The sequence below is a fragment of the Tolypothrix sp. PCC 7601 genome (assembly GCF_025677855.1).
In the GTDB taxonomy this organism is placed as follows: domain Bacteria; phylum Cyanobacteriota; class Cyanobacteriia; order Cyanobacteriales; family Nostocaceae; genus Aulosira; species Aulosira diplosiphon.
The window spans coordinates 7,122,006-7,134,720 of sequence record NZ_CP064879.1 but is presented as its reverse complement, the minus strand read 5'-3'; the positions used below and the strand labels follow the sequence as shown (position 1 = coordinate 7,134,720).

11 protein-coding genes are annotated in these 12,715 nt (G+C 41.6%); 8 read left to right on the top strand and 3 right to left on the bottom strand.

Going from position 1 to position 12,715, the window contains the following annotated elements:
• Positions 1-225 precede the first annotated feature (225 nt).
• The 3 genes from HG267_RS28925 to HG267_RS28915 all read right to left on the bottom strand — a co-directional run bounded on the left by HG267_RS28925 (position 226) and on the right by HG267_RS28915 (position 4,889).
• Positions 226-2,793, bottom strand: a complete 2,568-nt coding sequence (locus HG267_RS28925) for a filamentous hemagglutinin N-terminal domain-containing protein (RefSeq protein ID WP_228045391.1) — start codon at positions 2,791-2,793, stop codon at positions 226-228.
• 144 nt (positions 2,794-2,937) lie between these two features.
• Complete coding sequence (locus tag HG267_RS28920) at positions 2,938-3,468, bottom strand: DUF2808 domain-containing protein (RefSeq protein WP_045871058.1); 531 nt, start codon at positions 3,466-3,468, stop codon at positions 2,938-2,940.
• A gap of 1,061 nt (positions 3,469-4,529) precedes the next feature.
• Positions 4,530-4,889 (bottom strand): DOPA 4,5-dioxygenase family protein, encoded by a 360-nt coding sequence (locus tag HG267_RS28915; protein WP_045870994.1) that lies wholly within the window; start codon positions 4,887-4,889, stop codon positions 4,530-4,532.
• A gap of 577 nt (positions 4,890-5,466) precedes the next feature.
• Between HG267_RS28915 and HG267_RS28910 the strand changes: the two genes are divergently transcribed.
• From HG267_RS28910 to vgrG, 8 genes are all read left to right on the top strand, one after another.
• A complete protein-coding gene (locus tag HG267_RS28910; protein ID WP_263419986.1) occupies positions 5,467-6,030 on the top strand; it encodes a DUF4255 domain-containing protein in 564 nt (187 codons plus the stop codon).
• A gap of 14 nt (positions 6,031-6,044) precedes the next feature.
• Positions 6,045-7,238, top strand: a complete 1,194-nt coding sequence (locus HG267_RS28905; RefSeq protein ID WP_045870996.1) for a hypothetical protein — start codon at positions 6,045-6,047, stop codon at positions 7,236-7,238.
• Positions 7,239-7,249: 11 nt separating this feature from the next.
• Positions 7,250-8,752: a phage tail sheath family protein gene (locus tag HG267_RS28900; protein WP_045870997.1), complete on the top strand. Its 1,503-nt coding sequence runs from the start codon at positions 7,250-7,252 to the stop codon at positions 8,750-8,752.
• Positions 8,753-8,807: 55 nt separating this feature from the next.
• Positions 8,808-9,245 carry a phage tail protein gene (locus tag HG267_RS28895; protein WP_045870998.1) on the top strand — a complete coding sequence of 146 codons (438 nt, stop codon included), beginning with the start codon at positions 8,808-8,810 and terminating at the stop codon, positions 9,243-9,245.
• Between the two features lie 142 nt (positions 9,246-9,387).
• Complete coding sequence (locus HG267_RS28890) at positions 9,388-9,867, top strand: phage tail protein (RefSeq protein WP_045870999.1); 480 nt, start codon at positions 9,388-9,390, stop codon at positions 9,865-9,867.
• A gap of 67 nt (positions 9,868-9,934) precedes the next feature.
• The gene (locus tag HG267_RS28885; RefSeq protein ID WP_168160986.1) at positions 9,935-10,108 is read left to right on the top strand and encodes a DUF5908 family protein; all 174 of its coding nucleotides are present in this window, start codon (positions 9,935-9,937) and stop codon (positions 10,106-10,108) included.
• 3 nt (positions 10,109-10,111) lie between these two features.
• The gene (locus HG267_RS28880) at positions 10,112-10,819 is read left to right on the top strand and encodes a LysM peptidoglycan-binding domain-containing protein (RefSeq protein WP_045871000.1); all 708 of its coding nucleotides are present in this window, start codon (positions 10,112-10,114) and stop codon (positions 10,817-10,819) included.
• Positions 10,816-12,588 (top strand): type VI secretion system tip protein VgrG, encoded by a 1,773-nt coding sequence (gene vgrG / locus HG267_RS28875; protein WP_045871001.1) that lies wholly within the window; start codon positions 10,816-10,818, stop codon positions 12,586-12,588. Before HG267_RS28880 ends, vgrG begins: the two co-directional genes overlap by 4 nt.
• Positions 12,589-12,715 lie beyond the last annotated feature (127 nt).

Here is a 12,715-nt window from a genome sequence, read left to right as displayed (position 1 = left end):
CAGCGATCGCATTGCAACGATTTAGATGTGTTTTGGCTTACAAGCAGAAGTGGATGGTATGACCGGGTAACTATCCACTTTCAAGGGCAGGGGTTTTGTATTTTATCTTTTTTTGTTAGCTATTTCAGCCTCAGATGAAATCCTGAAACCACTAAACTAAGTTAAACAATTGATAATTTTATCAACTATTTTTGAGATTCTAAAAAACTTACCCTTGAAAGGACTTCAATGAATACAGTTAGTTTGCTTTTGCCAAGAACTATAGGGGGTAACATTGGCTGTATTTGCTGTGAGAACTACCTCACCTTTGGGGGTAATTGCCCAGCCTGTAGCTTCGACAAGTTTTGCGGGTGCAGATTTAGGATAATTTTGACTCACAGTTGGGCCAGTAGCGGTTTCACCAACTCTATCAACAGCAATCCAATCGGCTAGCACAGCATCACTATTCAGGGTTTCTGTAGGGCTGGAAGGGATACCACCACGGCCAGTCACAGTAAAGCTGCTTTGATTATTCCCTGCAATGACTCGACAAGTTTGATCGAGTGTGAGTTTTACTGGTTGGGTGGGCAAATTTACTAAGCCCTTATTGGGGTCAACACCAGGTGTGTCTATATTAACTATGCCGCTTAAATTGGGGTTTGTCTGAGAAATGGCTGTGATGTCGTTACTTAAGAGTAGTTGGGGGTTAAGTTTTGTTGGGTCGTTAGTGTTGAGTAACCTAACTAAATCCTCACGGTTGAGCTGTTCTATCCCAAAAATGCCAAAAGCGTTGATTTGAACTTTACCACCAGAGCCAGTAAATGCATTGGCTGTGATATCACTATTTTCTTCAGGAACACCAACAATAAAGCCATTAGGAGTATTAACGGTGATATTTCCACCATTACCACCACCACCAGTTGTCCCTGCTGTGGTAGAAATTTGACTATTATTGCGTAACAAAAGTAAGTTCTGGACTTGCAGAATCAAGTCTCCACCATTACCAGATACTGTTTCAGCAACGATTTTGCTTTGCCTATCCAAACGAACTTCACGGGCATTAATTTCTAATTGTCCGGCATTACCAGAACCTAAGGCTTCTACAGTAGCTCTCGCTCGATCCTGTACAATCAACCTGTCTGTAGTTACAAATAATGAACCCGCCTCACCACTACCACGACTGCGCGCAAATAAGCCGCTGGGGTCTTTATCAACTGGCGTTGTACCACTCAGTTCTATTAACTCAGAAGCGCGTACTGTCAAATTGCCACCATTACCCTGGCTATTGACGTTCGTACCAGATGTTACTACTCCTCCACCTCGAGTAATTAATTGCTTGGTGTCAATTATTAAGGAACCTGCGTTTCCTAAATCGAGCGTTTGAGTAAATAAGCCACTAGGGAAATCTAAAAAAGACGCGCCTCTAACATCAATCAAATCGGCAGTTACTTTCAAGGTTCCGCCATTACCTCTACCTCGCCTAGCACTAGTTGCAATGTTTGCACCACCTTCAACAATTAATTTTCCGGTTTCTATAGTTAAAGGCCCAGCTACGCCATCTCCAAAAGTTTGAGTAAACAAACCTGTAGGGAAACCCTCAAAACGCTTACCTTGGGCAATAGTACCGCGAACTTGCACAAAGTCGGTAGCTTTGATAGTCAGACTTCCACCTGCGCCTGTGGAACCTGGAGTAGTAGCAGCTTTAATTTGCGAACCATCTTGCAGAATTAACTGTTCTGCTTGTACAGAAATACCTTGACCATTTTCGCTACCTGTTGTTTCTGCTTGGATGATAGAACCATCGCTAATTTTAATTTGCTTACCCTGCAACTGGATATAACCACTACCTGGCCCATCAGCTAAGACAACAGCCAGATTGTTCAATGAGATATCTGCGGGGGTGACGTTACTAGGAAAGCTTAAAGCTTGGGTGTTGCTATCCAGGTTAATTCCTACTGTTCCACTTCCTAATATTCCGCCAACAGCGATTTGTCCACTAAGGGATTGGAGTGTTCTGCGAGTGTCTACTAAGGTACCGTTCCCGCTGAGGTTAATATTGCCACCCACTAACGCTAAAGTTTTACCTGTAGGAACTTCTAGCGCGCCGAATTGATTGATATCTTTCCCTGGTTGATTGAATTGCAAACCAATGGGTGTACTGATTGTTAGTAAAGGTTTTGTTTGGGGAGCAGTGGCACTAAAAACACTACCATCGGCAAAGTTGATACTGCTAGCTGTACTCGCCACAAATGAACCACCTACATTTAGAGTGGCATTTGCACCAAAAAAGATGCCATTGGGATTAATTAAAAATAAGTTGGCGTTAGAACCAGCAGTAGCTAGCCTACCTAAAATTTCTGAGCGATTATTACCTGTAACGCGCACTAAAATATTCTGTAGATTAGCGCTAGGGCTTAAAAAAACTGCTGAACGCCCTTCGCTAATGTTAAATTCTAAAAAACTGTGAAATAGATTATTGCCACGAGTCGCTCCGCCTGCGATCGCTTCCGTAGGATTACCTTGGTAGTTTTGTATAACTTGAGAACTTTCATTGCCGAGTAGGCTATCAGGTGCGATCGCACTCTGGGCGAATACAGCATTCGTCATCGCCAAGCTAATGCCAAAGGTGAATTCGCCAACCTTTACTAAACCCAATTGCCAAAAACAATTTTTGCTACTTTGAGCCATCTCAAGATTTGCCTCTGCTTTAAAACTACCAACGAAAACGCCATGAATAGCGCCTGCAATGGCATCGTGTATAAATTTATCTCTAATTAGAGATGCAAAATTTTGTAGAGGTGTTATTCCTAACATCTCTACCGATAAAAAAAGATAATTAATAGCAGATTGGCATTATACCAATTAGTAATTCCTCATACTCATAAAAATGAAATAGGGACGCACATCTGTACGCCCCCATTAGTGGTTTGGAAACAATTGCAAATTTAATTACCAGACTTAGAAGTCGTTTTGGTAAAACTGTAACCCTGCTACACCCAGAGATTGACCTTCTGTACTTTGATCTACGGGAGCAGCCTTGACGTTAAATAAGTAAAATCCTTCGTAAGCAGGATTACGATATGGCTTCAGAGCGATGGTTACGGTTTGACCAGGTGGTAAAGGCTGTGCGAACTGGATTGTTACAGTATTGTCTTGATTAGGGTTACTAGCGATCGCAACTGGCAGATTTTCTCCAGCGCGATCGCTTGTTCCCACAAAGGCGCTACTTTGTTGAGCATCAAACTCAATATTTTCGCCACCTTGAATCTGTGTCAGTGTCACCTGTTGTAAGGGTTTGGTTGCAGAAGCGGGTACAGCGACAGTGAAATAATAGGTTGCTGTCGAGACATTGGTTTGATTGTACGTAGTTCTAGCACTCAGAGGTACTGTAACATCAGTATTAGCAGCATAAGTTTTGGAAATCGGCAGCAAACAGAGACCAAAACTGAGAGCTAAGACAGCTTTAGATAATCTAGAAATATTCTTCATGGCAGTTACGGAATGGATACGGATGGATAGTTAAATTAGGCTTTAAAATGAGCAAACCAATTGCAAAAGCATCCTCAAGTCATAGCCAATTTATGACTATAAGCTGATGTCACGTTTGCTGATTTGCCATAAGTAAGTAGACGAAGAAACTATGCCAGCGTCATATATCTGGCGGTTTCTCATCATATCGAAGACTTCATCTTCTTCAGCCTAATTTTCGGAACATGGCAAATATATTCTGGCTTAATTATTGAGATTTTTACAAGTAAAATATATCAATAACTAAATATTTTTCTTGCTTTATAAACACCCATAATCCCATGTGATTTAGAGCGTTTTGATAGCTTTCAAAAAATAGGCTGTAATCCAAATGAAGATGTTTTAATCCAGCATAGAAGAGAGGTTTTCATGCTTTAACCCTGTAATTTATCTCATGAACTTCTAGCTCTGAATTGTTCAGACTGATGTTTTATTGGTTATATTTACAAGATAAAACTAGCTAAATAACTTAATCAAATATTCTTTCTTTTTAAAAGGATAAATAAAAATTATCGATCATCAATTTTGTGATGCAGAAGCAGCTAAAAATATTAAATTTAATATCTATGTCATTCGAGTAGGATGCATTACACTGCTACTAAAGCAGATTCCCATCTCTAATAATTAAAAAAATAAATCGAATTCCAATATCTATGTTAGAAGCAGCTTAAGTAATACCAATTCTCTAAAATTACGTTATGTAGCAGATTCGATGTTTATGAGTAACAGCAATTAATTGAAAAAAGTAATGAGTAATAAGTAAATGGGTGCATCCCAGTTTTTATTTTATAACTAGAGAATTAAGCGTCATTGCGAGGAGGAACGACGAAGCAATCGCATGGATTTATTCCTGGTGAGAGATTTTGCGATTGCTTCACTCCACTTCGTTGCGTTCGCAATGACATTGAAAAAAGTGGGATGCTCCCTAAGTAAATTTCCTACCCATTACTCATTACTCATTACTCATTACTCATTACTCATTACTCATTACCCATTACCCATTACCCATTACCCATTACCCATTATGATTTTGTACTAATCTGCCTCAGAACATGAATGTTCAGATCCAGCCTATTTCCTAACCATAAAGAATGGTCTGTATGATCTGCGACATCATCACCAGTTAAAGGGTGAACCAAAATATCTAAACCTTCACGATGAAGCATTAACCAAGGAACAACCTTAGCAAACTGATCTAGAGCGAATGCTACTTGATACATTGATTGAGGATGTGGGCCGATAGGCTTTTCATGCCAACGTCCCAATTGGACTTCAAAATTAGCGCCTAACCCTTCCCGTACACGAGAAGCCGCCTCACGAGTTGCAATATCAAAGTAAATATGAGCGTGAAACCCTGTAATACCAACATTATTTTCTGTCATAGCTCTTAACTCCACTGAGGACTACCAAAATTATCTCTTTGCTGTGTCGGTAGAGGAAGTATAGGGAGATGAGGGAGATGAGGGAGATGAGGGAGATGAGGGAGATGAGGGAGATAAAATAATTTTTATTGCCAAGCATATAAATGAGACTGGTCTTTTTACTCAGAACTCACGAGCCAGGATCATAAAACTTAACTTTCCGCAAAAACTGAATTTTGCTACGCTCTGTAGGTTTTGATAACAGAAATAAGCAAGTGAAAATACAGAGAATAAAAATAAATATTACATTCATCAGAAGAAAAGACGAAAAAAAGATATTGTCTTTAATGGTTAATAATTCAGGTTATAAATCAGCTTGCAGTTTGGGAAAAATTACCCGAAAACCTTCTCAGCACGTACTCCAGTCACTTTAGAGTTTTGCGGAAAAGATATATAAATATTTTAACAATATTCTTAACATTTCATGGGCATTTTTCTATACAACTGCCCTAGTTTAACTAGTTAGTAGTACTTATGTAGATGAAAACATCCAGGCATCTGCTGATTCATTCACCAACTTCTTATGATATTTGATGCAATGAGGTTGATACAGGTTGCTTTGCAACGCTACATCTTGGAGATGGAGCCAGAACTTGGAGCTGGGCCGATTGTGCTGATAGATAACATTGCTATGGCTGAAGAACTCGGTGGCCCTAACAATCAATTAAATGGTCATGTAGTAATGAGTTTAGTAAATCTCCAAGAGGAGACTACTTTGAAAAATTCTTCTTACTATCGGTTGGAAAACAATCGCACAATCTATCAAAACCCACCGATTCACCTCAACCTGTTTATCCTTTTTTCTGCCCTACATAATAAGTACGATACAGCCCTCAGACTCTTGTCGCGGGTGGTCGAGTTTTTTCAATCGCAAACCGAAATCTCGTTTAACGCTACGCCTGGAACTGGTATTGGTTCACGCGATATCAGGATAGTACCAGACCTTTATTCCCTCTCTTTTGAGCAACTTAATCATCTCTGGGGGTCTTTAGGTGGTAAACAAGTACCTTTTGTTCTCTATCGTGCTCGTTTAGTAGCCGTAGAAGCGCAAAAACGCCAGGCGGAAAGCGAAGTCATCACTGGAATCTCTATCAATGAGTGAGGGGAGAAGTAGCGATGAATCTATACAAAAGACTCCTCAATTTAGAACTCTGGCATGACTATTATTTAGGTCAACCCGACCCGCCAGAATCACTACCAAGCAATTATGACATCTCTAGTACGTTGGCTGTAGTTCCGACTCTAGAGTGTTTGCGATCGCTTCGCAATCTGCGTTGTCTTTTTCGTCCCCAGCCTCGCGGTGCAAGCATCTTTGCTCAGGTAGTGGAGGTGTCGCCTAATGTATTTAAGACGGTGCTGAAAATTGATCGACCATTAAGGCTAACATTTTGGCTAGTAGTGCGCGATCGCTATTTTGCCAATTTCACAAATCTGTCCCTAACTACAAATCGCCAGCAAATTTACTATTTCTCCAACGTTTCTGGCAATCAAGGACAAGCTTTATTTCTGACGCAACCTTTATCGACTTACACTGCTAACAGTGAATACGGTGTAGGACAATTAGTTAGCTACGCAGGTAAAACCCTGGAAGCCTTGCGTTACCAATCCTCTGCCACTGCTATCCCTAATGATAGTGATTGGCAAACCTTACCAAATACCCAGTATGTTTCTCAACTAGACTTGCGATCGCGTCAGAGACTTGAGCGCACACATATCATTAAGAACGCCAATCCAGGCGATCGCTTTCGCTTCACTTTGGTAGATGTGAATCAACAGGAAACTTACGCTAGGGAAGTCACGATTCCAAATCAGCATACTGCTGGTAATGATTTTGCCGCGAACTTAAATTTTGCGGGGCAAATTCCTGGACGCTATCGGCTGTTACTTAATGGTGCAGAGGTTGATGATTTTGTACTTTTTGACCCCTTGGCTGGAAGGGATGCATTTGCCTTAGTTGAAATCGCTGTCAATTCCAATGTTGTACCCACAGCGTTTAACTTCTTACAACCCGACGCAAACACAACCCTAATTCAACCTAAAACCTACGTTATTCGTTATAAAAATCGCTCAACTCGCTGGCGCTATCGCTACGAGAAGCCGCATGGCTTTACTGCTGACAAATTACCTGATTTTGAATTAATAGATGCTAAAACCTATGCAACCAAACGACCACTGGGCTTACGCCTGCAACCTGATAGTTTGCTTACAGACGGTAAAGATAATCCACTACCAGCACCAGGAGTAGCTTTAATTAAACCCGAAACTAAGCAACCATCTGGTCTCACCATTTATTCTGACATCCATTTGTAGAGTAGAAAACTATGCCAAGCACCTACAAAACCCCAGGGGTTTACATCGAGGAAATCTCCAAGTTACCCCCCTCCATAGCTGAAGTAGCAACTGCGATTCCCGCTTTTGTGGGATATACTCAACAAGCTATAATTGATGGTCGTGATTTATACGCCGAGCCTGTCGCCGACCCTACCGCCGACACTGCGATCGCAGTCAAACGCATTACTTCGCTGTTGGAATACGAACAATACTTTGGTAAGACCGAGCCAGAAACCGGGATTACGGTCACCATTGTAGAACAAGTTGATGACAAAAATCCTCCCAATGTCATTGAGCGCACAGTGATCGGTAGCATCAGCAAACCTTCGCCGCATAATATGTACTATGCTCTCCAGGCATTCTTTAAAAATGGTGGCGGGCCTTGCTATATCGTCTCTGTAGGCAGTGTAAAGGCATCTGGCGGTGTAATTTCAGATGGGGCTTTACAGGCAGGTATTGAAGAAGTAGCGAAAGAAGACGAAGTGACTTTGTTTGTCTTCCCAGAATCACAAGCCCTCTATACTTTAGCTCAAGACAATAGAGTCGGTGTTTTTGGTGATGCTCTCAATCAATGTGGGTTACTGCAAGACCGATTTGTAATTATGGATCTGCAAGTACCCGACCCTCAACAGACTATCAACGCAGCAGCTGATAAGTTTCGCGAACTGAGTTTATCTTTGGATAACCTCAAGTATGGGGCTGTGTATGCACCCAATGTTGAGACTATTTTCAATTATGAGTATGACCCTGCGTCTGTTAGCATCATCCATCAGCGAATAGCGCCTAATGGTAACAAGAGTGATGGCCCCTTTAATAATCTAAAGATGTCTAGTTTGGCAGCAAGTCAAACAGATGCGACTGTAGGCAATGCCATTTTGTTTAACTTAGCCAAAGCTGCTGTAGAAGCAATTCCCCTCGTACTTCCTCCTAGTCCCCTGGTGGCGGGTCAATATGCCACAGTTGATAATACTCGTGGTGTGTTTAAGGCTCCAGCTAATGTGGCTCTCAGTTCAGTGATTAAACCCACCATCAAAATCACTAGCGCGCAACAAGAGGATCTTAACGTCCATCCGACTGGTAAATCTATCAATGCGATTCGGGCCTTTACTGGCAAAGGAACCTTGATTTGGGGTGCAAGGACTCTGGCCGGAAATGATAACGAATGGCGTTATGTGCCAGTGCGCCGCTTTTTTAATATGGCCGAAGAATCGATTAAAAAAGCCACCGAGGGATTTGTCTTCGAGCCTAACGATGCCAACACCTGGGTGAAAGTGCGCGCCATGATAGAAAACTTCCTCATCTTGCAATGGCGTGCTGGCGCACTAGCGGGAGCTAAACCCGAACAAGCTTTCTTTGTAAAAGTAGGACTCAATGAAACCATGACCGCACTTGATATTCTAGAAGGTCGGATGATTATTGAGATTGGTATGGCAGTAGTACGTCCTGCAGAATTCATCATCTTGAAATTCTCCCACAAGATGCAAGAGAGTTAATCTCTGCGATCGCTAATTTTTTAATCATCAAATTAACCCATCAATCTCAACAGTTATGACTGATAATGCTTATCCTTTACCCAAATTTCATTTCCAGGTAGAGTGGGGTGGCTCTCGTCTCGGATTCACCGAAGTTTCTGGTTTGAACGTAGAAACGGACATGATCGAATACCGCGAAGGTAATATGCCCGAATATCACAAACTCAATATGCCCGGAATGCAGAAATTGAGCAAAATCACCATGAAGCGCGGCACCTTCAAGAAAGACAACGATTTCTACAATTGGTGGAATACAGTAGCCCTCAACACCATTGAACGCCGCGATTTAACTATCAGCTTGCTCAATGAAAAACATGAGCCAGTCGTCGTCTGGAAAGTCAAACACGCCTGGCCTACCAAAGTTCAATCTAGCGATTTAAAAGGCGATAGTAACGAAGTCGCAATCGAAACTATTGAAATTGCCCACGAAGGTTTAACAATTCAAAATGGATAGTTAATGGTGTTGTTTGTTGACGGTTGACGGTTGACTGTTGACAAACTATGCAATAAATATCATCAACCAATACAAACCCCAAAACCTAGATCATGTACAAGTTTCTTAATTTTGAATTTTGAATTTTGAATTTTGAATTGTTATGATGTCTGCTTATCCCCCAGTAGGTTTCTTTTTTGATGTAGTTTTTCAGGGTGAAAACCTGGATAAAGAAGCAGTAGAAACTCGCTTTCAGAGTGTGACCGGTCTGAGTGTAGATATGCAGACTGAAACTCTCAAAGAAGGCGGTGAAAATCGTTTTGAGCATATCCTACCAGTACGGACTAAATATAGTCCCCTGGTACTGAAACGGGGCTTAGTTAAAGATTCAAAGATGGTGAAGTGGTGTATGGATGCTATTCTCAACTTTGAAATCCGTCCGATGAATTTGTTAGTAAGGTTGCTACATCTGAGGCGTTCTAATCCTAGCCAACCTCAGGCAGATATTGAACCCTTGATGACCTGGAAAGTTATTAATGCTTGGCCTAAAAAGTGGTCAATTTCCGAATTTAACGCCGAGCAAAACTCAATTGCAATTGAATCTTTGGAGTTAAATTATAGCTATTTTGAGCCACTGACTTAGGGAATTGTTGACTGTTAACTGTTGACTGTTAACTGTTGACAGTTGACAAAATTGGAGGAGAATATTGATGCCAATAGAGATTAGAGAACTGGTGATCAAAACCTCAATTAATGATGGGGAACAAGGTCAAAATAACACTTCTAGAACACAAGGGAACAATGGTGCTAATGACCAAGATGCCATTATTGCAGCTTGTGTGGAACAAGTACTAGCCATCCTCAAAGAAAAATCAGAGCGTTAATCTATGACAGGTGAACTCACAAAAATTAAAATCTTGGTCTACCAGAACAAGCAAATGAATCAGAAAGTTGGAGAATTTGACCTCCCTATAAATCCGGAGCAGTTTTCTCAAGCTTTTAAAGTGGAATACGATTTATCTCAAGCTCAAGGCTCGCAAGGGAATGATCCAAAATTTAAATTTACGCGTCCTGAAGAAATGAAGCTTGATTTTACTTTTGATGGTACAAATGTTGTACCCATCAAAGGTAAACCTAATAAGTTTTATAAGAATGTCGCGCAACAAGTGCAGGATTTTCTGAATGCGGTCTACACAATGGATGGTGGAACCCACAAACCGAATTTTCTGCGCTTGTTGTGGGGTAACTTTTCTTTTGGGAATAAAAACGGCTTTGATTGCATTCTCAAAGATTTACAAATTAACTACACCCTATTTTCCCCTGATGGACAGCCCTTGCGGGCTAGGCTTAGTGCTAACTTTGTTAACTACATCGAGCAAGAACGTCGGCTAAAAGAAGAAGGGAAAAAATCACCTGATGTCACCCATCAACGCAAAGTCACAGCTGGCAAGACATTACCTTTAATGACCTATGACATTTACGGTGACCCAACTTATTATCTGCAAATTGCCAAGGTGAATGGTCTGATTAATTTTCGGCGTTTAGCTACTAATACTGATTTGAGATTTCCACCGCTTGAGAAAACCGAATCATGAGCGATCTCATTGTTCCTAAAAATGCGATTTATGAGGTTACTACTTACAAGTTGCTTGTCAATGGTAAGGACATCACCAACGATTATGCGCTGTTGTCCCTAACAATTAACTTGGTGGTGAATCGAGTACCAACAGTGCGGTTGATACTGCGAGATGGTGACCCTGCGGCAGAAACTTTTGCAAGCAGTGAAGGGCCTGACCTAGTTCCAGGTAACGAAATCACAATTTCCCTGGGTTACGATGGCAAAGATCGCCAGGTATTTAAAGGATTGATTGTCAAACAAGCGCTGAAAGTCGGTGCTAATGGCGACTCGATGCTCATCCTTGATTGTAAAGCTGCTGCCACAAAATTGACCGTGGGTCGCCATAGTCGCTATTTTCAGGACATCAAGGATAGTGATGCGATCGCACAAATTCTCGGTAACTACAGTCTAGGAGCAGTAGAAGTTACCGACAGCAAAATCAAGCATCCGGAAATCGTCCAATACTACGCTACTGATTGGGATTTTATTCTGTCTCGCGCTGAAATGAACGGACAGATTGTTGTTGTAGAAAAGGACAAATTCAAGGTAAAACCGCCGAATACTAGCGGTAATTCCATTATTACCCTCACCTATGGCATCAATATACTAGAGTTTGAAGCCGAAATGGACGCGCGATCGCAATACCCAGAGGTCAAGGCGCAAGCTTGGAGTTATGGCGATCAGGCGTTACTTGAGGCGGAGGGGAGGGAGCCTACAGTTAACAAACAGGGTAATCTCTCAGGTGAGCAGTTGGCTAAAGCCATTGCTTTGCAACCATTCCAACTCAGTCATAGTGGTCACTTACAAGCCCAAGAACTGCAAGCATGGGCAGATGCTCAATTGCTCAAAAGCCGATTAGCGAAAATTCAAGGCAGGGTGAAGATTAAAGGCTATCCTGATGCTCAGATTGATGCCCTGATTGAGTTGAAAGGAATTGGTCAGCGTTTTAACGGAATAGCCTATGTCTCTGGCATTCGTCACGAAGTTATCGGTGGAGCTTGGTTTACTCATATACAGCTTGGTATGAATTCTCAGTGGTTTTACCAGGAAGCTGACATCGTTGATAGACCAGCATCAGGGATGCTCCCTGGTGTTAATGGCTTACAAATTGGTGTAGTAGTGCAGTTAGGGAATGATCCTAATGGTGAAGACAGGATTTTAGTCAAAGTGCCTACCCTCGATTCTCAGTCTCAGGGAATTTGGACTCGTATCGCTACTTTGGATGCTGGTAACAATCGCGGTTCCTTTTTTCGCCCGGAAATTGGTGACGAAGTGGTATTGGGCTTTCTCAACGACGATCCACGCGATGCAATTGTATTAGGAATGCTCAACAGCAAGGCGAAACCAGCACCCCTACAAGCTTCCGATAACAATCACCAGAAAGGATTTTTTACGCGATCGCAAATCAAAGTTACCTTCGACGATGAAAAAAAATTCATCACCTTGGAAACCCCTGGTGGTAACAAAATTACCATCTCCGATGAGGATAAGGGAATTGCTTTGAAAGACCAAAACGGTAATACCTTGACTATGAACGATAGCGGTATCGTCATGAAAAGCCCGAAAGATATCACCATCGAAGCCACTGGTAAGTTAACACTCAAAGCTACCCAAGATACCAGCATTGAGGGAATGAACGTCAATGTTAAAGCCAATGCTCAGTTTAAAGCCCAAGGTAATACTGGTGCGGAGGTTTCCACAAGTGCGATCGCGATTCTCAAGGGTTCTTTAGTTCAGATTAATTAATTTTAGATTTTCAGAATAATTAACCGCTGATATAGACGCGGAGCGGCTTCCCGCAGGGTACGCCGATAAACGCCGATAAATACAAGATTTTTAATTGCCAATTAGTAATGACAAGGAAAGTAACTAG

Excerpts from the sequence above, each read along its gene's own strand:
- HG267_RS28890 (WP_045870999.1), top strand. The coding sequence starts at position 9,388 with ATGATGTCTGCTTATCCCCCAGTAGGTTTCTTTTTTGATGTAGTTTTT.
- HG267_RS28905 (WP_045870996.1), top strand. The coding sequence starts at position 6,045 with ATGAATCTATACAAAAGACTCCTCAATTTAGAACTCTGGCATGACTAT.
- HG267_RS28895 (WP_045870998.1), top strand. The coding sequence starts at position 8,808 with ATGACTGATAATGCTTATCCTTTACCCAAATTTCATTTCCAGGTAGAG.
- HG267_RS28900 (WP_045870997.1), top strand. The coding sequence starts at position 7,250 with ATGCCAAGCACCTACAAAACCCCAGGGGTTTACATCGAGGAAATCTCC.
- HG267_RS28910 (WP_263419986.1), top strand. The coding sequence starts at position 5,467 with ATGAGGTTGATACAGGTTGCTTTGCAACGCTACATCTTGGAGATGGAG.
- HG267_RS28915 (WP_045870994.1), bottom strand. The coding sequence starts at position 4,889 with ATGACAGAAAATAATGTTGGTATTACAGGGTTTCACGCTCATATTTAC.
- HG267_RS28885 (WP_168160986.1), top strand. The coding sequence starts at position 9,935 with ATGCCAATAGAGATTAGAGAACTGGTGATCAAAACCTCAATTAATGAT.
- vgrG (WP_045871001.1), top strand. The coding sequence starts at position 10,816 with ATGAGCGATCTCATTGTTCCTAAAAATGCGATTTATGAGGTTACTACT.
- HG267_RS28925 (WP_228045391.1), bottom strand. The coding sequence starts at position 2,793 with ATGTTAGGAATAACACCTCTACAAAATTTTGCATCTCTAATTAGAGAT.
- HG267_RS28880 (WP_045871000.1), top strand. The coding sequence starts at position 10,112 with ATGACAGGTGAACTCACAAAAATTAAAATCTTGGTCTACCAGAACAAG.
- HG267_RS28920 (WP_045871058.1), bottom strand. The coding sequence starts at position 3,468 with ATGAAGAATATTTCTAGATTATCTAAAGCTGTCTTAGCTCTCAGTTTT.